Below are 21,752 nucleotides of genomic sequence, written 5' to 3'. Positions count from 1 at the left end.
GAGTCATGAGCACGGTGGACGTACATCTGACCGACACGACGCTGCTGGACGAATTGCGCAAGGACGTGCGGGAGGGCTTGACGGCCGACCCGAAGTGGCTCTCGCCCAAGTACTTCTACGATGCCGTCGGCAGTGAGCTGTTCGAGCAGATCACGGTGCTGCCGGAGTACTACCCGACCCGCACCGAGCGCGCGCTGATCGAGGAGCATGCACTCGACATCGCCCGGGCCACCGAATCGTCGATGTTGATCGAGCTGGGCTCGGGTTCGTCGGAGAAGACCAAGCTGCTGTTGTCTGCCGGAATCGAACACGGTTCGCTGACAACGTATGTGCCTCAGGATGTGTCCAGTACCGCCTTGGAGGGTGCTATCGAGCAGATCTCGAAGGAGTTCCCGACGCTGGAACTGCACGGCATCGTCAGCGATTTCACCGATACCCTGCACAATCTTCCCTCCGGAACCGGCCGCACCATCGCCTTCCTCGGCGGCACTCTGGGGAACCTCATCCCGCAGGAACGTGAGGAATTCCTGGCGGCCGTAGCGGACGCACTCGACCCCGGCGAGTTTCTGCTGCTCGGGGTGGGCTTGGTGATCGATCCGGACGTGCTCGTTCCCGCGTACGACGACGCAGCCGGTGTGACAGCCGAGTTCAATCGAAACGTGTTGTCGGTTCTCAACTCTCGGCTCGGCGCGAATTTCGACCCCGAGGCTTTCGAACACGTGGCACTGTGGAACGCCGAGCACGAGTGGATCGAGATGCGATTGCGGGCCACAGCTGCGCAGGAGGTGTATTTGCACGATCTCGACCTGCACGTGCACTTCGAGTCCGGAGAAGATCTACGTACCGAGATCTCCGCGAAGTTCCGGCCGGACGGCATTGCCGGTGAATTGAAGATGGCGGGCTTCGACGTCCTCCATCTGTGGTCCGACGCAGATTCGCGCTTCGCTCTGATCCTGGCCGGAAGGGTCTGAACGGACCGCTGGCATTGCGGGCACCACTGCACACTATGTTCGCCGATCGACGGGATTCCGTCGATCGGCGTCGGTAGTGCGCAACCCTGCCCGTCGATGACGCGTATTCACGGGAGTCGACGTCCCGTTGCTGCAACCGACTTCCGGCGACGACGCACCACCGTGATGATTTCGTCCACGACGCGATCGAGTTCGGCAAGTGCTGTGGCCGCCGAGTATCGCAGCACCAACCATCCGTCGAGCACCAACTCGTTCTGGCGTCGACGATCGTTGTTGAACGTCGCGGGATCCGTGTGGAACTCTCGTCCGTCGATCTCGACGATGACTCGTGCGGAAAAGTCGACCAGGTCGCCGTAGAACCTACCTACGCGCGCATTGATCTCCATTGTGAAGTGGCGAGCTTTCAATGCCCGCGCCACCACCCGCTCCGGCTCGGACAGGGTTCTCGGGCAACAGCTTCGAAGCTGCTTGCGCACTGCAGCCATCCCGTCCATGCCCTTTGCCGTGTCACACAGTTCAGCGACCCGACGCCACGGCACGTGATTGTCTATGGCGTTGTCGAAGAACTTCTCGAGATCGGGCGTCGACAAGCAGGTCGCGACATCGACGAACGTTTGCTCCAGGGACACCACTCGCATGCCGCGTCGCGTGGTGATGTCGCCGAGAACTCGGCGGTGAACTCGGATCCAGGGCACCGACCTCGACTGGCCGGTCGGGCCGACAGTGACGTCGACCAGACGCGGTTCGTATTGGATCAGTCCCCATAACCATGCCGCACTTTCGTGACTCAGTGCGGCGTCCGGTCTCCACAGGGTGGCCCCGAGGCACAGTCCGAAATAGTCTGGCTTCTCCGTCGCGTAGACCTTCGGCAGCAGTCGCACCAGCTCACCGGACCGCGACCGCCTCGAAATCGTGCTCGTGCTGATTCCTTGTGCGAGCAATTGCTGCACTGTGTAGACCCCCATTGCTACACCGTTGCGGCTGACGGGCCCACGCAACAGTGGCAATCTCGCAATTGTGGATAACTCGACGACGTTATCCACAGGACTGCCCGGCGGAGCGGGCACGGTTGCACGCTACGGTCGCCGATCGACGGACTTCCGTCGATCGGCGTCGGTAGTGCGCAACCATGCCCCTGGTAGCCAACCCGAAGCCTCCCGATCAGGTGTCCGCCAACGCAAGTACCGGCGAGATCTTGTTCGCCCGCCGCGCCGGTGCCAACGATGCTCCGAGCGCCAGAAGCCCGCCGCACAGTACCGTGCCTGCGATGACGGCCCAGGGGAGTGTCGGAGCAGACACGCCGCCGCCGCTCAGCGAACCCAGCAGCGATTGTGCTGCGGCCCAACCGTATCCGATTCCGAGGATCAGCCCGAAGCCCATCGACGCGACCACCATCTGGGTGCTCTCCGAGACGATCATGGAACGAATCTGCTTGCGGGTGAATCCGAGTGCGCGCAACAGACCGATTTCCCGGGTACGTTGCAGAATGCTCAGCAGCAGGTTGTTCACCATGCCGACCGCGGCGATGACGGCGGAGAAACCGATGAGGCCGGTCATGATTCCGACGGTTACCGTCAGCACTTGACCGATGGTCTCCTCGTCGTACTCGTCGACGAGCATCGATCGATAGCTGTACATCGCGACTGCGAAGGTGACCACCAAGGTCACCCCGATGAGCAGGCCCACTGCAGTGCGGGTGCTGCGATCCGGATAGCGAATTGCGTTGGCGGACGCCAATCGTGCGGCCGGCCCGCGGCCCGCCATCCTTCCGACGAGTCGGAGCACGCCGGGCAGAATGCGGTACGCACCCACCATGATGCCGGTGAACGATGCCACACCGCCGAAGAACGCGACCAGTACTCCGCCGGGGTTGACCATCCCGATCAGCACACCGAGGCCGAGCAGCACGACACCGCCCGCGATGAGCACGATCGACAACACCGTCCGTACCCGCCTCGACCGTGGGGTCTCGATCCCGGTGTCGACGGCACCGCCGGTCGCCTGAATCGGAGTGACGTCCAGAACTTTCCGTGATCCGACGTACGACGCCAGCGTCGTCGTCAGAACCACGGTGACGACGGGAAGGACCACGAGCGGTTGTACGGACGTGTACTGCACGTCCGGCAATTGGCGGGCCGATACCGCGACGGCGCGGGCCAGGTGACTGACACCGACACCGAGCACCAGACCGACTGCGCCACCGAACAACCCGACGAGGAAGCCTTCCCGGGCGACCGATCGACGCAGATCGCGAGCCCGGGCACCCAGTAGGCGGAGCAGCGCGATGGTGCGGGTGCGGCCGGCCACGATCGTCGCGAACGTGTTGGAGGTGACGACAGCCGCGACATACAGGGCAAGGCCGATGAACACCAGGGCTACGCAGTACAACGCCACGATTCCGGTGCTGTCGCTGCCGTCGTCGAAGATGTCGACCAGAAACGCAGTGGCCTGGATCAGCACGACGCCGAAGAACGACGCGAGCGCCGTCACCAGAATGCTCGCACCGTGTTCCCGAGACGCCCGAGCAGATGTGGACACGCTCATCGGAGAACACCTTCCATTCCCAGCATGTAGTTCGAGATCTGTTCCGGCGTCGAACGTCCCAGTTCGTCGACGATGCGGCCGTCGGCGAGGAAGACGATGCGATCGGCGTAACTGGCCGCGACTGGATCGTGGGTGACCATCACGATGGATTGACCGTACTGATGTACCGCCGCAGCGAGGAGGCCGAGAACCTCACGCCCGGTGCGGGAATCGAGGTTGCCGGTGGGCTCGTCGGCGAAGATCAGCTGCGGCCGAGTACCCAGAGCGCGAGCGATCGCGACGCGTTGCTGCTGCCCACCCGAGAGCTGATGGGGTCGGTGCCCGACGCGGCTCTGCAACCCCAGGGTGTCGATGAGTTGCTCGATCCAGGCCGACTCCTCGGCGGTGGGCGCGCGGCCGTCCAGCTCGAACGGCAGCAGAATGTTGCCCCTGACGTCGAGCGTCGGAACGAGATTGAACGACTGGAAGATGAAGCCGACCTGCTTGCGGCGCAACGTCGTCAGAGCGTCGTCGCCCGCCGACGTGATGTCGGCTCCGGCCAGCATGAGCTGCCCGGAATTGGGGGTGTCCAACCCTGCCATGACATGCATGAGGGTGGACTTGCCGGAACCCGATGGCCCCATGATGGCGGTGAACCGGCCGCCGTGAATGTCGAGAGAGACGTTGTCGAGCGCACTCACCGGGTTGGACGAGTCGCCGAAATGCTTGCTGACTTGATATGCCCGTGCAACAGGGCCTGCTGTGATCGTCATGGCAACAACGCTATGAATTCGCCGGACCGAAGTAATCAGGCGCGAGTCTTCGCGTCGTACATCTGCAGGATGACTTCGGTGTCAGTCTCCAGTCAGTCCGTGCTCGAAGGCGTAGACCACCAACTGCACCCGATCACGCAGGTGGAGTTTGGCGAAGATGCGGCTGATGTGTGTCTTCACGGTGGCTTCGCTGAGATACTCCAGCTCGGCGATCTCGGAGTTGCTCAACCCGCGTGCGGTGAGCCTGAACAGCTCCTTCTCCCGCGCCGTGAGAGTGGCGAATTCGGCCGGTGCCTTCGGTACCGCGGGAGTCGGGGTGAAGTGCGCGAGCAGGCCGGTCGTCGCCGACGCAGCAATGACCGAGTTGCCCGCGTGCACCGTGCGGATCGCCGCGAGCAGGAACTCCGGGTCGGCGTCCTTGAGGACGAATCCGCTTGCACCGGAACGGATTGCACGTGCAGCGCTCTCGTCGAGGTCGAACGTCGTCAAGACCAGAATCCGGGGCGGGTGCTCGGATGCGGCCAGGATCTGCTCGGTGGCGGCGATACCGTCGAGCACCGGCATCCGCACGTCCATGAGCATCACGTCCGGCGTTGCGGACGCAGCGAGCGCAACGGCCTCGACGCCGTTCCCGGCTTCCCCGACGAACTCGAGGTCGGACTGGGAGGAGATGAGCATACGAATGCCCGCCCGGAACAGTTGCTGGTCGTCCACCAGGGCCACTCTGATGCGCTCGCTCATGACACTTTTCCCTTGCTGGCTTCGGACGCGGCAGGAAGCCACGCAGTGACGGTCCACGACGAGTCGTCACCGGACGCGATGCACGTACCGCCCGAGAGGCCGGCACGCTCCTTCATGCCGGCGACACCGTGGCCGGAGGATTCGGTGACCGAACGGCCGGGACGGACACTGTTGCGGACCGTCAGTTCGACGCCGGCAGAATCGGATTCGATGGTGACGGACACCGGCTCGTCCGGGTCGCCGTGGCGCAGCGCATTGGTCAACGATTCCTGTGCGATGCGGTACAGCGCCAGGTGCGCTCCGGCCCCCAACGACGAGCCGGTGGTGTCGATGGTGGCGTCGATCTGCAGACCGGTGGCCCGCATCGAGGCGAGCAGTCGATCCAGATCCTCAGATGTCGGGTTCGGCAGGTCGCCTTGGCTGTGCCGCAGCTGGCCGAGTAGCACCCGTACATCGGACAGCGCGGCGCGGGCGGTATCGGAGATGGTGGTCAGTGCGGTGTCCACCGCGGCGGGATCGACAGCGCGTACGTACCGCGCGCCGTCGGCCTGTGCGATCACCACAGCCAGCGAATGCGCGACGATGTCGTGCATGTCACGGGCAATTCGGTTGCGCTCCTGCTCGATTGCCACCTCGTGCTCGGCGCGGGCCTGATGAACCTCCGCGAGCTCGCGCGCGTGTGCCGATTCGATCGATGTGCGCCGCGCGTAAGCCAAGCGACCCAAGGCCCAGGACAACCCGAGTATCGCCCACAGGCCCGCGAGGAGGAAAGCGAACTGTAGGAGTCGGGGTTCCTGAAAGCCCTCTTCCGTGGGTGGGCCGAACGGATTTCCGTCCACGTAGGCCAGATACACCGCTGCGATCACTCCGCCGCCGACGGCGGACGCGAGCCCGAGGCGTCGAACCACGTTGTCGCCGTACGCGGCCGTGCAATACAGAATTGCGAAGATCGCAGTGTCCGCAGACAGCGGCAGCACTCCGGTGACCATCTGCACGACGGCCAGCACCCAGGCGAGCGCCAAGGACCATCGTGGTGATCGGCGTCGGATGGCCAGTGCAACGCCGAACCCGACCAGAACGCCCACACCTGCGGTGCCGGCAACTCCGTTCACGGTGGACGCCAGCAGCAGCAGGACGAACACGACCGCGTACGCGGCGTCGAGTACCTGCCGTGAGATCGATAGCTTGCGCAGCACTCGATCAGACTACGTGCATCAGTTGGTGCGGCGACGCGCCTTCTCGAGGGCGGCCAGCGTCGTCAGAACGGTCGTCCGCTGCTTCTCGAGATCCTTCATACGTGCGCGTGCCGGTAGGCCCTGCGCGCCGTCCAGTGCGCTGATCTGTTCGTCCACCGAGGTGAGTTGAGTCAGCAACTTCTCCACCCGCGACTGCAGTTCGATCGCGTCGATCCCGGTGACACCGGCCTGCGACTTCTTGGTGGGTGCCTTCGCCGGAGCAGACCCCGACGTCGTCGCCGACGAAGACGCCGCTGCGTTCACTGCAGCAGCGGCTCTGGGCCGCAACGCTTTGCGGACCGCGGCCGGGTCGGGGAGCTTCTCGAGTCGAATGCGGTTGAGCACCTCACGCGCATCGCGGGCGGTGACGCGGTACTCGCGCTCCTCCTCGTCGTCGGACGCGAGCGTGCCACCGAGAGGCCGCAGGCCGTACATGCCGATGAAGTGCTTCGCCTCGTCGATGACGGCTTCCTTCTCTCGGCACAGGCCGCACCGCGGCTCGTTACGGAAGGTTTCGACGCTGTCGGTGCTGCCGCACCAGACGCACCCGCCCGGCGTCCATCGAGCGATTCTGACGGTAGTAGTTCCGGCCGGGGCGTTGAGAGAATGTGCGTCGATCACGACGAGTCATCTTAGGTGACAACAAAACCCGCCCCGCACGCCCCCGTCTCGCGAGCTGCATATTCCGGCCACGGGCGTGACGTAGTTCATGCAGTGCAGGTGGGGAGCGGGCGGAGCGGGTTTCGGATCGAGCGAAACAGACCTACTGTTACGCGCTGCCGTTGAAAAGGCTGGTGACCGAACCGTTTTCGAAGACCTCGCGGATGGTGCGGGCGAGCAGCGGTGCGATCGAGAGTTCGGTCAGCGTGTCGAAGCGCTTCTCGTCGCTGATCGGCAGGGTGTTGGTGACGACGACTTCCTTGGCACCGCAGTTGGCGAGGCGCTCGGCGGCCGGGTTGGACAGCACGCCGTGGGTTGCGGCGATGACGACGTCACCCGCTCCGGCTTCTTTGAGTACCTTGACTGCGCCTGCGATGGTGCCGCCGGTGTCGATCATGTCGTCGATGAGGATGCAGGTGCGGCCTTCGACCTCGCCGACGACGCGGTTGGACTTGACCTGGTTGGGCACCAGGGGATCACGCGTCTTGTGGATGAAGGCGAGCGGTGCGCCGCCGAACGAGTCGGCCCACTTCTCGGCGACGCGCACGCGGCCGGAGTCGGGGGATACGACGGTGATGTGTTCGAGGCTGTACTTGCCGCGGATGTGATCGGCGAGCTGGCTGTGGGCATGCATGTGGTCGACGGGGCCGTCGAAGAAGCCCTGGATCTGGTCGGTGTGCAGATCGACGGTGATGATGCGGTCGGCACCGGCGGTCTTGAGCAGATCGGCGACGAGGCGAGCGGAGATCGGCTCGCGGCCGCGGTGCTTCTTGTCCTGGCGTGCGTACGGGTAGAACGGAAGGATCGCGGTGATGCGCTTGGCGGATCCACGCTTGAGTGCGTCGATCATGATGAGCTGTTCCATCAGCCAGGTGTTCAGCGGGAACGGGTGCGACTGCAGAACGAATGCGTCCGATCCGCGGACCGACTCCTCGAAGCGCACGAAGATCTCGCCGTTGGCGAAGTCACGTGCCGTCTGCGGGGTGACGTCGATTCCGAGTTCCTTGGCGACCTGCTCGGCCAACTCCGGATGTGCTCGGCCAGAGAACAACATGAGGTTCTTCTGGTTGTCGATCCAATTAGGGGTGGTCACTGCTTTTCGCCGTCCTTTAGTTCTTGCCGAGCACGATCTGCGCGCGCCGCTGCCTGTGCAGCTTCGGTTCCGGGCCTGTTGTGAACGACCCAGCCTTCGATATTGCGTTGCTTGCCACCGGACACGGCCAGTGCGCCGGGAGGAACATCGTCCCGAACCACTGTTCCTGCACCGGTGTAAGCGCCGTCGCCCACGTGCACAGGGGCGACGAACGTCGAGTCGGATCCTGTGCGTACGTGGGATCCGATTTCCGTGCGGCTCTTGTTGACGCCGTCGTAGTTGGCGAAGACGTTGGAGCAGCCGATGTTGCTGTGCTCCCCGATCGTGGCGTCGCCGACGTAGGTGAGGTGCGGGACCTTGGTGTGGTTGCCGATCGTCGCGTTCTTCGTCTCCACGTAGGCACCGAGTTTGCCGCCCGTGCCGAGGACAGTTCCAGGACGCAGGTAGGTGAACGGCCCGACTGTCGCATCCGGTCCGATGACGGCCTGCTCGGCGTGGGTACGGACTACCGACGCGCGCTCGCCGATCTCGACGTCCCGCAGTGTCGAGTCGGGACCGACGACCGCGTCGTCGGCGATGTGCGTCTTGCCGTGCAGTTGGACGCCGGGTTCGATGCGTACGTCCGCGCCGAGGGTGACGTCGATGTCGATCCAGGTGGTCGCGGGATCGACGACGGTCACGCCTGCGCGCATGTGCCGTTCGATGATGTGGCGGTTGAGCACGGACGTGACGTGCGCCAGCTGAACGCGATCGTTGACGCCCACCACCAGGTCCGGATCGGCGAGCTGGGTGCCGTAGACGGCCTTGCCGTCGGCCTTGCTGATCTTGACGACGTCGGTCAGGTACAGCTCGTGCTGCGCGTTGGCGGTGCTGAGCTTGCCCAATGCCGTGCGCAGAGCGACCGCGTCGAATGCGTAGACGCCGGAGTTGACCTCACCGATGAGGACCTGAGCGGGGGTGGCGTCGGCATGTTCGACGATCTCGGCCACCTCGCCGTCGTTCGTACGCACGATGCGGCCGTAGCCGTTGGCGTCCTCGGGGAGGAAGGTCAGTACCGTCGCCGCCGCTGGGCGGGGAGCGCTCAGGTGCTCGTCGAGCAGAGCTTTGAGGGTATGGCCGTCGAGCAGCGGGACGTCGGCGGCAGTGACGAGGACGGTGCCCTCGAAGTCGTCCGGCAGCGCCGCGAGGCCGCACTGGACGGCGTGCCCGGTGCCGAGCTGTCGATCCTGCACTGCGGTGTGGATGGTGCGGCCGAACGTGGCGGCCAGATCGTGAACTGCGGCGCTCACCCGTTCGCGATCGTGGCCGACAACGGTGACCAGGTGGTCCGGGCCCAGATCGGCGGCGGCGTGCAGCGCATGGGCGAGCATGGTGCGGCCGGCCAGGGGATGCAGAACTTTCGGAGTCTTGGACCGCATTCGGGTACCTGCACCCGCAGCGAGAACGACCACGGCGGTCTGCACAGGCATTGAGCTCCTCGGGGCGATGACGCGAAACGGGCATGCACGAATGGTCTTGCTCGCTCCGCCGCCAGGACTCGAACCTGAACTATCTGAACCAAAATCAGAGGTGCTGCCATTACACCACGGCGGATAATCGACCAGCGGTGGCAGCAGTGGCCGACGAAGAGAACGACGCCTTCGTTAGCCGCTGCGCTCCCACTGAGCGCACCGATCCTCGCATGAGAGGTGGCGGTGAGTCGAACCGCGACGCATAACAGACCACTCGCGTCGTTCCGGCGCGGCCCCTGCGACAGGAAAAACGGATGGATCGGGCATCGTTAGTCTGTAGTAGGCGTCGATTCGACGTCCGCATTGCCCACGGTCGGTGACGGAAGCGGTTTTCGATGACAGGCGCAGCCTCCGAGCAGGAACGCACACCTCGTGTCCGCATGACGGGGACACAGAGACGCGAGCAGTTGATCGAGGTGGGGCGCACGCTGTTCGCCGAGCGTGGGTACGAGGCGGCGTCGGTGGAGGAGGTCGCCGGACGCGCGAACGTGTCCAAACCGGTGGTCTACGAACACTTCGGGGGCAAGGAAGGCCTCTATGCCGTCATCGTGGATCGCGAGATGTCGACGCTGCTGGGCATGATCACCAGTTCTCTCGAACTCAACCGGTCGCGTATTCGGGTCGAACGAGTCGCGCTCGCCCTGCTGACGTACATCGAGGAGCGCACCGACGGATTCCGCATTCTGGTCCGTGATTCGCCGGCATCGGCCGAGGACGGCAAGTACTCGTCTCTCCTCAACGAGGCCGTGGGACGCGTCGGGCACATGCTCGCGGGGGATTTCTCGCGACGCGGTCTGGATCCGGAATTCGCGCCGATGTATGCGCAGGCGTTGGTCGGCATGGTGTCGATGACGGCCCAGTGGTGGCTCGACGTGCGAACGCCGCCCAAGGAAGTGGTTGCGGCCCACGTGGTGAACCTGTGCTGGAACGGGCTGACAAATCTGGAGGCGGACCCTCGACTGACCGAGGAATGACAACTCTGTTTCGGCTCTCACCGAGGAAAAAAGGGGGTATCGTCCCCTTTGTCGGGCGGGAGGGCCGCATCACATCAGGGGCGATTGTCATCCGGACCGATGCATGTTGGCGTCAAACGTAAAGCTGCTCAGTGGTACCGTTCGGGCGTAATTTGCGCAGTGGAAGTTCAATCGCAGAGGCGGATCCTATGGTCAGGCAGGCTCGCGCTGAGATCACTCGCGACACCGTGCTTGCAGGCGCAGCGAATGTCTTCCTGCGCCTCGGGTACGCGAACGCAAGCCTCAGTGAAATCATCTCTCAGTCCCAGGTCACCAAGGGCGCGTTGTACTTCCATTTCGGCTCGAAGGAAGAACTCGCACGTGCGGTCATCGACGAGGGCAATGCGCGTCTGAGCACGGCTTGCATGCAGTTCAACGACGGGCGCATCCCGGCCCTGGAAGCTGCGATCGGGATCTCTTACATCGTCGTCGACCTCTCCGTCACCGACCCGATGGTGTCGGCGATGCTGCGTCTGAGCCATCAGATCGGTGATTACCGCGGCACCGAGGGCAACGTCATGGCCGGCTGGAGCGTCGCGTTCGACAAGCTCGCCGCCAAGGCCATCGCACAGGGTGACATCGACCCCAGTTCGGATCCGAGCACCATCGGTTCGCTCGTGCTCGAAATCCTCACCGGCGTTCACATGGTCGCCGTCGCCACCTCCACCACCGAGGAACTGCCCTCGCGCATGGAGCGACTCTGGTACTACCTGCTCCCCGCGCTGGTGCCGACGAACAAGTCGGACTACTTCCGCGAATTCGCGGCCCGTCGCGTCATTCGCTTCGGTCCGTAGTTCGGGCCCCCAGTTCCAGGCTCCGATTTCGAGGCCCTGATTCTCGGGCTCGGTCCTGGTTCGACGGCATCTCCCGCGTGTCACGGTGTCGGTGCGCTCCCATAGACTCGATGGGACTGTGCGTGCGCAGCCATCGCCTCGACTCGTTCAGGAGCATTGCTGTTGTCTTCCGATTCCCTGCCTGCCATGACCACGTCCGGGCCGGCCCCGATCGTTCCCGACGCGGCGCTTCACCTTTCGGGGCTCGCCAGTGTCGCGTTGACGGATGCGTCGATGGTCGCGGTCGCCGACGCGATCGGGACGGCCGAGCACACGTTGATCGGGCCGCACTCGGTGCGCCCGTTCGTGGCCGCCGCAATCGCGCAGCGCACCCAACTTCTGATCGTCACCGCGACGGGACGCGAAGCCGACGACCTGACGGGTGAACTCACCCAGATGCTCGGTGACGGCGTCGCCATGTTCCCGTCGTGGGAGACGCTGCCGCACGAACGGCTCTCCCCGAGCGCCGATACCGTGGGCAAGCGGCTCGATGTGCTCCGTCGTCTCGCCCGCCCCGGTGACAGCGACTACGGCGATCCGCTGCGTGTCATCGTCACCACCGTTCGATCGCTGGTGCAGCCGATGGCCCCGGGTCTCGGCGAGATCGAACCCGTCACGCTCAAAGTGGGTCTCGATCTGGACTTCGACGGCTTGATCCATCGCCTCGTCGAATTCGGCTACCTGCGCGTCGACATGGTGGGCAAGCGCGGCGAATTCGCCGTCCGCGGCGGCATTCTCGACCTGTTCTCGCCGACGGCCGATCATCCGGTCCGCGTCGAATTCTGGGGCGACGAGATCACCGAGCTCCGCGCATTCGCCGTCTCCGATCAGCGATCGCTCCCCGATCACGAGGTCGATCTCGTCATCGCGCCGCCGTGTCGAGAATTGCTTCTCACGCAGGAGGTTCGCGATCGCGCGGCCGTGCTCGCCGCCGACAATGCCGGTGACACCGCGTTGGTCGAGATGCTGGACAAGCTGTCGGCCGGAGTCCCGGTGGAGGGCATGGAGGCGCTGCTGCCGCTGTTGCAACCCGGCGAGTTGCAACTGCTCGCCGACACATTGCCCGCCGGGACCCACGTCCTGCTCTGCGATCCCGAGCGAATCCGAACTCGCGCAACCGATTTGGTCCGCACAGGACAGGAATTCCTCGAAGCGTCCTGGACTGCGGCATCCATCGGTGGAGCCGCGCCACTGGACACGTCCACCCTCGATACGTCCAGCCTCGAGGGGGCCTCGCTCGATCTCGGTGCCTCCGCATACCGCTCGCTGCGGCAGGTACGCGAATCGGCCCAGGTGCACGGCCGGCCGTGGTGGACCATCAGCCCCTTGGCATCGGGCAACGGTGAAGAAGTGGAGCTCGCCGTCGATCCCGTGCCCGAGGTGCGAGGTTCCGAGGAAGCGTTGACGGCGCTGTACGCCACCCTGCGAGCTCACATCGCCACCGGGGGACGGGCCGTCATCTCCGTGGCCGGAGCCGGTACCGCCAAGCGCATCATCGAGCGCCTCGCCGAGGCAGAAGTGCCTGCTGCACATCTCGATTCCGGTGCGGTCCCGGTTCCGGACGTCGTCAACGTCCTGTGCGGTTCGCTGCACGACGGCCTGGTGTTTCCCGACGCAAAGCTCGTGGTCGTCACCGAGAGCGATCTCACCGGTAACCGTGTCGCGGCGGCGGGGGAGGGGCGCAAGCTACCGGCGAAGCGTCGCAATCAGGTCGATCCGCTGGCTCTCGTCGCCGGCGACAGCGTCGTGCACGACCAGCACGGCATCGGCCGGTTCGTCGAGATGGTCGAGCGCACCATAGGCGGTGCCCGGCGCGAATACCTCGTCGTCGAATACGCGCCGAGCAAGCGCGGTCATCCCGGCGACCGACTGTTCGTGCCGATGGATTCACTCGATCAACTCTCGCGCTACGTCGGCGGCGAACTGCCGACACTGAGCAAGCTCGGCGGGTCCGACTGGGCGAACACCAAACGCAAGGCGCGCAAGGCGGTTCGCGAGATCGCCGGCGAACTCGTGCAGCTGTATGCCGCTCGTCAGGCGGCTCCGGGACACGCCTTCGGGGCCGATACTCCGTGGCAGCGCGAGATGGAAGATGCGTTCGGGTTCACCGAGACGGTCGATCAGATGACGGCCATCACCGAGGTCAAGGCCGACATGGAGAAGGCCGTCCCGATGGACCGCGTCATCCTGGGCGACGTGGGTTACGGCAAGACCGAGATCGCCGTGCGTGCCGCGTTCAAGGCAGTTCAGGACGGCAAGCAGGTGGCCGTCCTGGTCCCGACAACGCTTCTCGCGCAACAGCATCTGCAGACGTTCACCGCGCGGATGGCGTCGTTCCCGGTGACGGTCAAAGGGCTCTCTCGCTTCACCCACGGTGCCGATTCCAAAGAAGTGATGGCCGGATTGGCCGACGGCACCGTCGACATCGTCGTCGGTACGCACAGGTTGCTGCAGACCGGTGTCGCCTGGAAAGACCTCGGCCTGGTCATCGTCGACGAGGAGCAGCGTTTCGGCGTCGAGCACAAGGAGCACATCAAGTCGCTCCGTACTCACGTCGACGTGCTGACGATGTCGGCCACCCCGATTCCGCGAACGCTGGAGATGAGCCTGGCGGGCATTCGCGAGATGTCGACCATCCTCACCCCGCCCGAGGAGCGGCATCCGGTGCTGACCTACGTCGGCGCGTACAACGACAAGCAGGTTGCGGCCGCCATTCGGCGCGAATTGCTGCGCGACGGCCAGGTGTTCTTCGTACACAACCGAGTGAGCTCGATCGACAAGGCCGCCAAGAAGATTCGGGATCTCGTCCCCGAGGCGCGAGTGGCGACCGCACACGGTCAGATGAACGAGGAAACGCTCGAACGCACCGTGCAGGGTTTCTGGCAACGCGAGACCGATGTGCTGGTGTGCACCACCATCATCGAAACCGGTCTCGATATCTCCAACGCCAACACGCTGATCGTCGAACGCTCCGATTCGCTCGGCCTGTCCCAGCTGCATCAGCTGCGCGGTCGAGTGGGTCGTAGCCGCGAACGCGGGTACGCGTACTTCCTGTACCCGCCGGAGAAGCCGCTCACCGAAACCGCCTACGACCGTTTGGCGACCATCTCGCAGAACTCCGACCTCGGAGCCGGTATGGCCGTGGCGATGAAGGACCTCGAAATTCGTGGTGCCGGAAACGTTCTGGGAGCCGAGCAGTCGGGCCACGTCGCCGGCGTCGGATTCGATCTGTACGTGCGGCTCGTCGGTGAAGCGGTCGAGGCCTACCGCGCTGCCGCCGACGGTAAGCCGATCACGACGGACGAGGCACCCAAGGAAGTGCGTATCGACCTCCCCGTCGACGCGAACATCCCGCCGGATTACGTCACCAGCGATCGGCTCCGGCTCGAGGGTTACCGTAAACTCGCCGCCGCGGCCGACTCCGAAGGCATCGACGCCGTCATCGACGAACTCGTCGATCGCTACGGCCCGCTACCCGAGGAGGTCGGCCGCCTGGTCTCCATCGCGAAGCTGCGCCTGATCGCCAAGGAATACGGCCTGACCGACGTCAATGTGGCCGGGACACAGGTGAAATTGGCTCCGATGGACCTGCCCGATTCGAAGCAGATCAGGCTCAAGCGCCTCTACCCGAGCGCGACGTATCGTGCGACCACCGGAGTGGTGCAGCTGCCGTTGCCCCGCGTCGAAGGCGGCGGTGTCGGAGCGGCGCGCGTCCGCGATGTCGAATTGGTGCAGTTCATCGCCGATCTCATCCTATCCTTGGACGGGAAGCCATCTCGGTCCGTCCTGTTGGAGCAAACTGTGGGGGTGTAGCGGTGACGATCGTTCTGCTCGACCCTGTTCGTCCTACTCAGGTACCGGTGGACGCCGTCGAATTTCTCGGTGGCGCAGTGCAGTTCACCGAAGAGGTTCCGGTGAAGGTGCGCTGGTTGTTCTCCGGCACCGCCGCGCCCGACGACGTCGATGCCGTGTTGGTGAGCACCGACCGGACCAATCCCGATGTACAGAACCGGATCGCCCGCGGCGAACGCGTCGTCGCGGCCGAGAAGCTTCCGGGCGACGACGTCATCGCGGCGGTCCAGCTGATGGACCGTTTGCGTAGCGTCGGCGGCTGGGAAGCTCAGCAGACGCACGAGTCGCTGCGCGGCTACCTTCTGGAAGAAACCTACGAGCTGCTCGACGCCATCGCCGCCGGCAACTTGGTCGACCTCCGTGAAGAGCTGGGAGACCTGTTGTTACAGGTGCTCTTTCACTCCCGGATAGCTCAGGACGCCGCCGAGGACCCCTTCGACGTCGATGACGTTGCCGCAGGTCTGGTGCGAAAGCTGACACACCGCAGCCCGCATCTGAGCCGAACCGACACCGGACCGATCGACATCGTCGAGCAGGAGCGAATGTGGGAAGAGAAGAAGGCGTCGGAAAAAGCCAGGGGCTCCTGCCTGGACGGCATCGCAATGTCTCAGCCGTCACTTGCATTGGCGCAGAAGGTGGTCGGACGCGCCAGCAAGGCGGGACTGCCCGACGAGCTCGTTCCGGACGGTCTGCGGGTCGTCCACATCGGCGTCGACCATTCGAACGGCGGGGACAGTGCCGAGGACACATTACGGCGTCGAGTACTCGATTTCGCCGCGTTGATCCGTAATGCCGAGGCATCGGCCCGCAATGCGGGCGTCACGCCGGGAGAGATGAGTGCGTTGGATTGGATCGAACACTGGGGTCTACGGGGCTGACCGGGACGCTTTCTGCTTCCAGGCACGCGAGGACAGCAATCGCATCCCGTTCAAAGCGACGATGACCGTGGAGCTTTCGTGACCGGCCACGCCGATCGGTAGCGGAAGGGTACCGATCAGATCCCAGGCGACCAACACCACGATGAACGTCGCCGCAATCGCCAGGTTCGCGACCACGATGCGGTGAGCCCGCCGCGAAAGCGCGATGACGGCCGCCAGGGCCCCGAGGTCGTCGCGGATCAGGACGGCATCGGCGGTGTCGAGCGCGAGATCGGATCCTCGACGTCCCATGGCGACACCGATGTCGGCCGTAGCCATCGCCGGCGCGTCGTTGACGCCGTCGCCGACCAACAGCACTCGCCGCGGGGTCTCGCCGTCGGTACGTTCGTTCTGCAGTTGTGTGACGGCCTCGGCCTTGTCCTGGGGCAGCAGCCCCGCGCGTACGTCGACAATTCCGGCGCGCGCTGCCACTGCTCGAGCGACGCGGTCGTTGTCGCCGGTGAGGAGCACCGGTCGAGTGCCGACCAGTTCTTCGAGACCTGCGACCGTGGTGTCGGCCTCGGCGCGAACGATGTCGACGAGTCCGATCACGGCGATCGCTTCTCCGTCGAGGTGCACGATCACCGCCGTCATGCCCTCGGCTTCTCGAAGGGCGGCTGTGCGCTCGGCCGGGGCGTTCGTGTTGTGCTGTGCGGCTTCGGCTTCGGCTTCGGGTTTCGTGACCGTGACGATGCGGCTGTCGACCGTTGCCGTGACTCCCATGCCGGGTGTCGAATCGAAGTGCGTTGCCGTGATGATCGCGACGCCCCGGCTCGTGGCGTAATCGACGACAGCGAGCCCGATCGGGTGCTCGCTTCCGTTCTCGGCCGCCGCTGCCAGGCGGAGCACCTCGAGCTCGCCCAGGGTTCCGAGACTATCGATGCACTCCACCCGGGGTGTTCCCTCGGTGAGGGTCCCCGTCTTGTCGAAGGCGACCGTGTCGATGGAGCGCAGCTGTTCCATCGACACGGCAGACTTGACCAGCACGCCGTTCCTGCCCGCTGTGGCCATCGCTGCGAGTAGGGGCGGCATGGTCGCCAGGACCACCGCGCACGGTGACGCGACGATCATGAACGTCATCGCCCGCAGCAACGACGATTCGAGGTCGTTCCCGAGCAGCATCGGTACCGCGAATATCGCTGCGGTACAGAGCACGACGGTCTTCGAGTAGTACTGCTCGACTTTTTCGATGAACAGTTGCTTCTCGGCCTTGGTCTCGGACGCATGCTCGACCAGGGTGACGATGCGCGCGATGATCGTGTCGGACGGGTCGACGTCGATCCTGATCCGTAGTGCGCCGGTGCCGTTGATGGTCCCGGCGAACACCTCGTCGCCCACGGATTTCGAGACGGGCACCGATTCCCCCGTGATCGAGGCCTGATCGATGTCGGATGCGCCGTCGACGATGGTGCCTTCACCCGAAATGCGTTCGCCGGGGCGCACTGTCACGATGTCGCCCGGGCGCAGGTCGGATGCATCGACTGTTCGTTCGTGGCCGGAGGTGTCGAGGACGGTCGCGGTCTCGGGTGCCAAATCCAGCAAGCTCCGGATCGAGTCGGCGGTGCGTCTGGTGAGCACCGCTTCGAGGGCACCGGACGTGGCGAAGATGACGATCAGCAGTGCGCCGTCGAAGATCTGCCCGATCGCGGCGGCACCGAGTGCGGCGACGATCATCAGCAGGTCGACGTCGAGCGTTCGATCCCGCAGCGCCCGGAGTCCTTCCAGCGCAGGCTCCCACCCACCGGTGGCGTAGCAGGCGAGGTAGAGCGCCCAGTACGTCCATGTCGGCGCGTCGATCAACTGCGCGAGAAGTCCGAGGGCGAACAGTGCCGTCGCGGCCAGCGCCCATCTCACTTCGGCGATGTCGACGAGACGGGTGCGGCTCGCGCCGGCTGGGGGTCGCACGTCGGCCGGTGCCGGGGCGGTGCTGGTGAAAGTCATGTGGGCCTTCGTTCCTGGGAGAGTGCGAACCTCACCGTACAAGATTACATGAAGACCTTTACATGTGTACATAAACTATAGTTGTCGCATGGGACATGGAGTCGAGGGACGCAGCACGCCGCCTGCGCAGCTCGATGCCGAATCTGCCGCCACGGTGGCCGCGACCCTCCAGGCTCTGGCCACACCGAGCCGACTGCGCATTCTGACGCAGCTACGGCAGGGGCCGAGCGGGGTCAACGATTTGGCCGAGGCAGTGGAAATGGAACAGTCGGCGGTGTCGCATCAGCTCCGGCTGTTACGCGCCATGGGACTGGTCACCGGAACTCGCTCGGGCCGAAGCGTCATCTATCGCCTGTACGACAACCACGTCGCGATGTTGCTCGACGAGGCCGTCTATCACATCGAGCACCTCGGAATGTCGGCATCGGATTTCCCTTCCGACGCCGACTCCGCCTGAGTTGTTCTCACTCGCCCCAATCCTCGCGCTGGGGGGGGGGGGTATTCCTCGTCCCTCGGGTCGGGATCAATGTGGGTTTCAGTCGGTCAGAGTGCAACAAAGGCGCATTGATCCGGCCCGGCTACCTACGCCAGAACAGGTGATGAGTCATACCGCTGCTACTCGGGACAACTTCGTGCTCGAATCTGTCGTTCAATTCGTCGGGTGAATCCCACAGCTTCAGACCCGAGCCGAATTCGATAGGTGTGACGGCGATGTGCATGGTGTCGACCAGATCTGCGTCGAGGAACTCGCGGATACTCGTGACGCCACCGCCGAGTCGCACGTCCTTCCCGTCGGCCGCCTCCTTCGCCTGTTTCAGTACGTCGCCGGGCTCGCCGTCGACGAAGTGAAACGTGGTGTCGGAGAGTGTGATCGACGGCCGTTCGTGGTGGGTGAGCACGAAGACGGGCGTGTGGAACGGCGGCTCGTCGCCCCACCAGCCCTGCCACTCGTGATCGGCCCACGGTCCGCGTTGTGGCCCGAACTTGTGTCGGCCCATGATCTCGGCACCGATGTTGCGGGCGAAGTCGCGGGCGAAGTAGTCGTCGAGTCCGCGGCTACCGCTCGATCCGGCGTTTCCAGGAAAACTGGCGGTGGCGAAGTACCACCTCATCAGTGCCAGATGGTCGAGACCGAACGGGCTCTCGAGGCTCTGGTCCTCGCCAGCAGCAATACCGTCGCTCGAGACGGTGAAATTCTGTACCCGAACCAGCTGACCCATTTGTGCTCCCGATGTCGATGACGAAAACATACGACGGTGTAGACCGAACCGCGTGCACGAACTCACCGCCCGGACGGGGTGGGGCCGGCGAAGAATCACTCGAACAGCGTCGAACCCCAGTACTCGGATTTTCCGACGCCGGGTGGGCACGCGAATACCGCAGACCCGACGTGTTGGATGTATTCGTTCAGTGCGTCCTTGCGAGACAGGGCCAACTGCATCGGGACGAATTGGGTCAGGGGATCGCGGCAGTAGGCGATGAAGAACAGTCCGGCGTCGAGGTGGCCGAAGCCGTCCGATCCGTCGGTGAAGTTGTATCCCCGACGCAGGATCTGGACGCCGCCGAGGTTTTCCTTCGACGCCAGACGCACGTGTGCGGTCTTGTCGATGAAGGTGCCCTCGGGTCCCTGTGACTCGAAATCGAGTGCGTCGAATTCGTCCTTCTGGCCGAGCGGTGCACCGGTTCCCTTGCTGCGTCCGATCACTCGCTCTTGTTCCTTGAGCGTGGTGCGGTCCCACGATTCGATGAGCATGCGGATACGGCGGGCCACGAGGTAGGAGCCACCTGCCATCCATTCCTGATCGTCGTCAGGGGCAACCCAGACGTTCTCGTCCAGCAGAGACGGGTCCTCGGCCTTGAGGTTGGCGGTCCCGTCCTTGAAGCCGAACAGGTTTCGCGGGGTGTCCTGGGTGGTCGAGGTGGACGAGGTGCGTCCGAAGCCCAGCTGAGACCACTTGACCGAAACCGTGCCGAACCCGACGCGGGCGAGGTTGCGAATGGCGTGCACGGCAACCTGCGGGTCGTTTGCACAGGCCTGGATGCAGAGGTCGCCACCCGAGCGGCGCGGGTCGAGGTTGTCGGCCGGAAAGTGCTGCAGATCAGCAAGGGAGGCAGGTCTTCTCGACGCCAGATCGAACCGATCGAACAGTGCCGGACCGAAACCGATCGTCAACGTCAAAGACGATGCGGTCAGGCCCAGCGCCTCACCGGTGTCGGCGGGCGGGTTGTACTGGCCGCCGTCGACAGCTCCGCCGTCGAACGTCTCCTCGCCATGCACCAACCGCTCGGCCATCAGGGTCCACTTCTTCAGCAGCGCAACGAAATCCTCGCGAGAGTCGGTGGTGACGTCGAACGCGACGAAGTGCATGCGGTCCTGTGCCGGAGTGACGATGCCGGCCTGATGGTCGCCGCGGAACTCGACGACGTCCGACGTCGGCACCTCTGCGCCCGAGGCCGTCGCGTGTCCCGCGATGGCCCCGACTCCGACGAGTGCAGCCCCGGTCCCGACGGCACCGAACAGACGCCGCCGGGAGAACTGTCCAGTCTTACTGTCCGGCAACGACACCCTGCACCTGGCTCACTTCGGCGGACAGTGCGTCGATCTTGTTCGACAGTTCCTGTCGCTGCGGTTCGGTCACGGTGTCGTAGAAGACGAAGCCGTCGCCGCTGCGGTACTTGGCGAGTTCGGCGTCGAGTTCTGCGAAGCGGGCGTCGATCGCGGTGCCCAGTTCGGCGTTGCGCTCGTCGAGGATCGGACGCACGGCCGCGATGGCTGCCTGCGAGCCGTCGACGTTGGCCTGGAAGTCCCACAGGTCGGTGTGCGAGAAGAAGTCCTCTTCACCGCTGATCTTGGTCTTGGCGACCTCGTCGAGCAATCCCTGTGCGCCACCGGCGACCTGGACGGGGTCGATGGTGAAGTCGTCGGCCTTGATCTTGTCTGCGAGTTCGGTGATGTCGGCCTCGAGCTGATCGGCCATCGCATTGGTGTCGGGCTGCAGCCCCTGCGTCCACAGGTCCTTCTCGATGCGGTGGAAGCCGGTCCACTCCGCGCCGGGCTCGACGTCGGGCTCGCGCAAGTCGATGCGCGGATCGAGGTCGTCCGGGAAGCTCTCGGCGACCGGCTCGATGCGCTCGTAATAGCTACGCGCGATGGGGAACTGGGCCTTGGCTGCGGCAACGTCGCCGCTCTTGACCGCGGTGACGAACGACGTCGTGGTCTCTTGCAACGCGTCGATCTGACTGACGACGTAGCGCTTGTAGCCGTCGGCTGCCTCGGTGAGCAAGCCGTCCTCGTCCGTCTGGCGAACCGAATCGCCGGTCACAACGTAATCGGCGCGGACGCCGTCGCCCACCATGCCTGCCTTGCAGGCGGTTTGGTACGTGCCGGGGTCGGGCAGAGCGACGATGAGCTGACGCGTCAGACCCGGTCCGATGTTCTCGACCTCGCCCATGACTCGGTCGCCCTCGCCGTAGACGTAGAACTCGGTGACCTTGCTGCCGTTGTTGGTGATCTGGAACGTGGAGTTTCCGGTGGTGCCCTCGGTTGCACCGACGTCGCAGGACGAGTCGGTGGCCGTGACGGCGATATCGCCCGATGCGGCCTCGGTCGAGGACTTCTCGGTGCATCCGGCCAGGGCCATCGGTAGAACCGCGACCGCGGCCAGAGCGTAAGTGGTACGACGCATGGT

18 protein-coding genes and 1 tRNA gene are annotated in these 21,752 nt (G+C 64.7%); 6 read left to right on the top strand and 13 right to left on the bottom strand.

Annotation, left to right across the window (positions count from 1 at the left end):
- Positions 1–5: 5 nt before the first annotated feature.
- Complete coding sequence (gene egtD / locus VF34_RS21805; protein ID WP_045842035.1) at positions 6–971, top strand: L-histidine N(alpha)-methyltransferase; 966 nt, start codon at positions 6–8, stop codon at positions 969–971.
- A 107-nt stretch (positions 972–1,078) separates the two neighbouring features.
- Here egtD and VF34_RS21800 read toward each other — a convergent pair whose 3' ends face one another.
- From VF34_RS21800 to VF34_RS21760, 9 genes are all read right to left on the bottom strand, one after another.
- The gene (locus VF34_RS21800; protein WP_032401187.1) at positions 1,079–1,936 is read right to left on the bottom strand and encodes a DUF559 domain-containing protein; all 858 of its coding nucleotides are present in this window, start codon (positions 1,934–1,936) and stop codon (positions 1,079–1,081) included.
- Positions 1,937–2,132: 196 nt separating this feature from the next.
- Positions 2,133–3,515, bottom strand: coding sequence for an ABC transporter permease (locus VF34_RS21795; protein ID WP_027496095.1), 1,383 nt, complete (start codon positions 3,513–3,515; stop codon positions 2,133–2,135).
- Positions 3,512–4,267 (bottom strand): ABC transporter ATP-binding protein, encoded by a 756-nt coding sequence (locus VF34_RS21790; protein WP_045842034.1) that lies wholly within the window; start codon positions 4,265–4,267, stop codon positions 3,512–3,514. The genes VF34_RS21795 and VF34_RS21790 overlap by 4 nt, the downstream gene beginning before the upstream one ends.
- 81 nt (positions 4,268–4,348) lie before the next feature.
- The gene (locus tag VF34_RS21785; protein ID WP_032364108.1) at positions 4,349–5,008 is read right to left on the bottom strand and encodes a response regulator; all 660 of its coding nucleotides are present in this window, start codon (positions 5,006–5,008) and stop codon (positions 4,349–4,351) included.
- Positions 5,005–6,204 (bottom strand): sensor histidine kinase, encoded by a 1,200-nt coding sequence (locus tag VF34_RS21780; protein WP_032373017.1) that lies wholly within the window; start codon positions 6,202–6,204, stop codon positions 5,005–5,007. The genes VF34_RS21785 and VF34_RS21780 overlap by 4 nt, the downstream gene beginning before the upstream one ends.
- An 18-nt stretch (positions 6,205–6,222) precedes the next feature.
- A complete protein-coding gene (locus tag VF34_RS21775) occupies positions 6,223–6,864 on the bottom strand; it encodes a hypothetical protein (protein ID WP_027496099.1) in 642 nt (213 codons plus the stop codon).
- A gap of 148 nt (positions 6,865–7,012) precedes the next feature.
- Positions 7,013–7,996 (bottom strand): ribose-phosphate diphosphokinase, encoded by a 984-nt coding sequence (locus VF34_RS21770; RefSeq protein WP_027496100.1) that lies wholly within the window; start codon positions 7,994–7,996, stop codon positions 7,013–7,015.
- Positions 7,993–9,465 carry a bifunctional UDP-N-acetylglucosamine diphosphorylase/glucosamine-1-phosphate N-acetyltransferase GlmU gene (gene glmU, locus VF34_RS21765; protein WP_027496101.1) on the bottom strand — a complete coding sequence of 491 codons (1,473 nt, stop codon included), beginning with the start codon at positions 9,463–9,465 and terminating at the stop codon, positions 7,993–7,995. Before glmU ends, VF34_RS21770 begins: the two co-directional genes overlap by 4 nt.
- Positions 9,466–9,518: 53 nt before the next feature.
- Positions 9,519–9,589, bottom strand: a tRNA-Gln gene (locus tag VF34_RS21760).
- 253 nt (positions 9,590–9,842) lie between these two features.
- Between VF34_RS21760 and VF34_RS21755 the strand changes: the two genes are divergently transcribed.
- From VF34_RS21755 to VF34_RS21740, 4 genes are all read left to right on the top strand, one after another.
- Entirely contained in the window at positions 9,843–10,481 is a 639-nt protein-coding gene (locus tag VF34_RS21755) for a TetR/AcrR family transcriptional regulator (RefSeq protein ID WP_032401190.1), read from the top strand.
- A 188-nt stretch (positions 10,482–10,669) separates the two neighbouring features.
- Positions 10,670–11,314: a ScbR family autoregulator-binding transcription factor gene (locus tag VF34_RS21750; protein WP_045842033.1), complete on the top strand. Its 645-nt coding sequence runs from the start codon at positions 10,670–10,672 to the stop codon at positions 11,312–11,314.
- A 186-nt stretch (positions 11,315–11,500) separates the two neighbouring features.
- Positions 11,501–15,166 carry a transcription-repair coupling factor gene (mfd, locus tag VF34_RS21745; RefSeq protein WP_045842032.1) on the top strand — a complete coding sequence of 1,222 codons (3,666 nt, stop codon included), beginning with the start codon at positions 11,501–11,503 and terminating at the stop codon, positions 15,164–15,166.
- Between the two features lie 2 nt (positions 15,167–15,168).
- Positions 15,169–16,083, top strand: coding sequence for a nucleoside triphosphate pyrophosphohydrolase (locus tag VF34_RS21740; RefSeq protein WP_032401192.1), 915 nt, complete (start codon positions 15,169–15,171; stop codon positions 16,081–16,083).
- On the opposite strand, the gene VF34_RS21735 is transcribed toward VF34_RS21740, so the two are convergent.
- Entirely contained in the window at positions 16,072–18,063 is a 1,992-nt protein-coding gene (locus VF34_RS21735; RefSeq protein ID WP_082079234.1) for a heavy metal translocating P-type ATPase, read from the bottom strand. The two genes, VF34_RS21740 and VF34_RS21735, sit on opposite strands and share 12 nt — an antisense overlap.
- An 88-nt stretch (positions 18,064–18,151) precedes the next feature.
- Here VF34_RS21735 and VF34_RS21730 point away from each other — a divergent pair, with 88 nt between their 5' ends.
- A complete protein-coding gene (locus VF34_RS21730) occupies positions 18,152–18,520 on the top strand; it encodes an ArsR/SmtB family transcription factor (RefSeq protein WP_032407560.1) in 369 nt (122 codons plus the stop codon).
- A gap of 121 nt (positions 18,521–18,641) precedes the next feature.
- Here the strand turns inward: VF34_RS21730 and VF34_RS21725 are convergent, their stop codons facing one another.
- From VF34_RS21725 to efeO, 3 genes are all read right to left on the bottom strand, one after another.
- On the bottom strand, positions 18,642–19,283 hold the full coding sequence (locus tag VF34_RS21725) for a dihydrofolate reductase family protein (protein WP_032373013.1): 642 nt from the start codon (positions 19,281–19,283) through the stop codon (positions 18,642–18,644).
- 95 nt (positions 19,284–19,378) lie between these two features.
- Positions 19,379–20,629, bottom strand: a complete 1,251-nt coding sequence (efeB, locus tag VF34_RS21720) for an iron uptake transporter deferrochelatase/peroxidase subunit (protein ID WP_082079233.1) — start codon at positions 20,627–20,629, stop codon at positions 19,379–19,381.
- The gene (gene efeO, locus VF34_RS21715) at positions 20,610–21,749 is read right to left on the bottom strand and encodes an iron uptake system protein EfeO (RefSeq protein WP_032373012.1); all 1,140 of its coding nucleotides are present in this window, start codon (positions 21,747–21,749) and stop codon (positions 20,610–20,612) included. Before efeO ends, efeB begins: the two co-directional genes overlap by 20 nt.
- Between the last annotated feature and the right edge of the window lie 3 nt (positions 21,750–21,752).

Origin of the sequence: Rhodococcus sp. PML026 (assembly GCF_000963615.1) — a bacterium.
Lineage (GTDB): Bacteria > Actinomycetota > Actinomycetes > Mycobacteriales > Mycobacteriaceae > Rhodococcoides > Rhodococcoides fascians.
The sequence above is the reverse complement of the archived record's forward strand: the minus strand, read 5'-3'. Positions and strand labels throughout refer to the sequence as shown.

What these genes read in the sequence shown, in the direction of transcription:
- egtD (WP_045842035.1), top strand. Translation starts at nt 6, where the DNA reads ATGAGCACGGTGGACGTACATCTGACCGACACGACGCTGCTGGACGAA.
- VF34_RS21800 (WP_032401187.1), bottom strand. Translation starts at nt 1,936, where the DNA reads ATGGGGGTCTACACAGTGCAGCAATTGCTCGCACAAGGAATCAGCACG.
- VF34_RS21795 (WP_027496095.1), bottom strand. Translation starts at nt 3,515, where the DNA reads ATGAGCGTGTCCACATCTGCTCGGGCGTCTCGGGAACACGGTGCGAGC.
- VF34_RS21790 (WP_045842034.1), bottom strand. Translation starts at nt 4,267, where the DNA reads ATGACGATCACAGCAGGCCCTGTTGCACGGGCATATCAAGTCAGCAAG.
- VF34_RS21785 (WP_032364108.1), bottom strand. Translation starts at nt 5,008, where the DNA reads ATGAGCGAGCGCATCAGAGTGGCCCTGGTGGACGACCAGCAACTGTTC.
- glmU (WP_027496101.1), bottom strand. Translation starts at nt 9,465, where the DNA reads ATGCCTGTGCAGACCGCCGTGGTCGTTCTCGCTGCGGGTGCAGGTACC.
- VF34_RS21755 (WP_032401190.1), top strand. Translation starts at nt 9,843, where the DNA reads ATGACAGGCGCAGCCTCCGAGCAGGAACGCACACCTCGTGTCCGCATG.
- VF34_RS21750 (WP_045842033.1), top strand. Translation starts at nt 10,670, where the DNA reads ATGGTCAGGCAGGCTCGCGCTGAGATCACTCGCGACACCGTGCTTGCA.
- mfd (WP_045842032.1), top strand. Translation starts at nt 11,501, where the DNA reads ATGACCACGTCCGGGCCGGCCCCGATCGTTCCCGACGCGGCGCTTCAC.
- VF34_RS21735 (WP_082079234.1), bottom strand. Translation starts at nt 18,063, where the DNA reads ATGACTTTCACCAGCACCGCCCCGGCACCGGCCGACGTGCGACCCCCA.
- VF34_RS21730 (WP_032407560.1), top strand. Translation starts at nt 18,152, where the DNA reads ATGGGACATGGAGTCGAGGGACGCAGCACGCCGCCTGCGCAGCTCGAT.
- VF34_RS21725 (WP_032373013.1), bottom strand. Translation starts at nt 19,283, where the DNA reads ATGGGTCAGCTGGTTCGGGTACAGAATTTCACCGTCTCGAGCGACGGT.
- efeO (WP_032373012.1), bottom strand. Translation starts at nt 21,749, where the DNA reads ATGCGTCGTACCACTTACGCTCTGGCCGCGGTCGCGGTTCTACCGATG.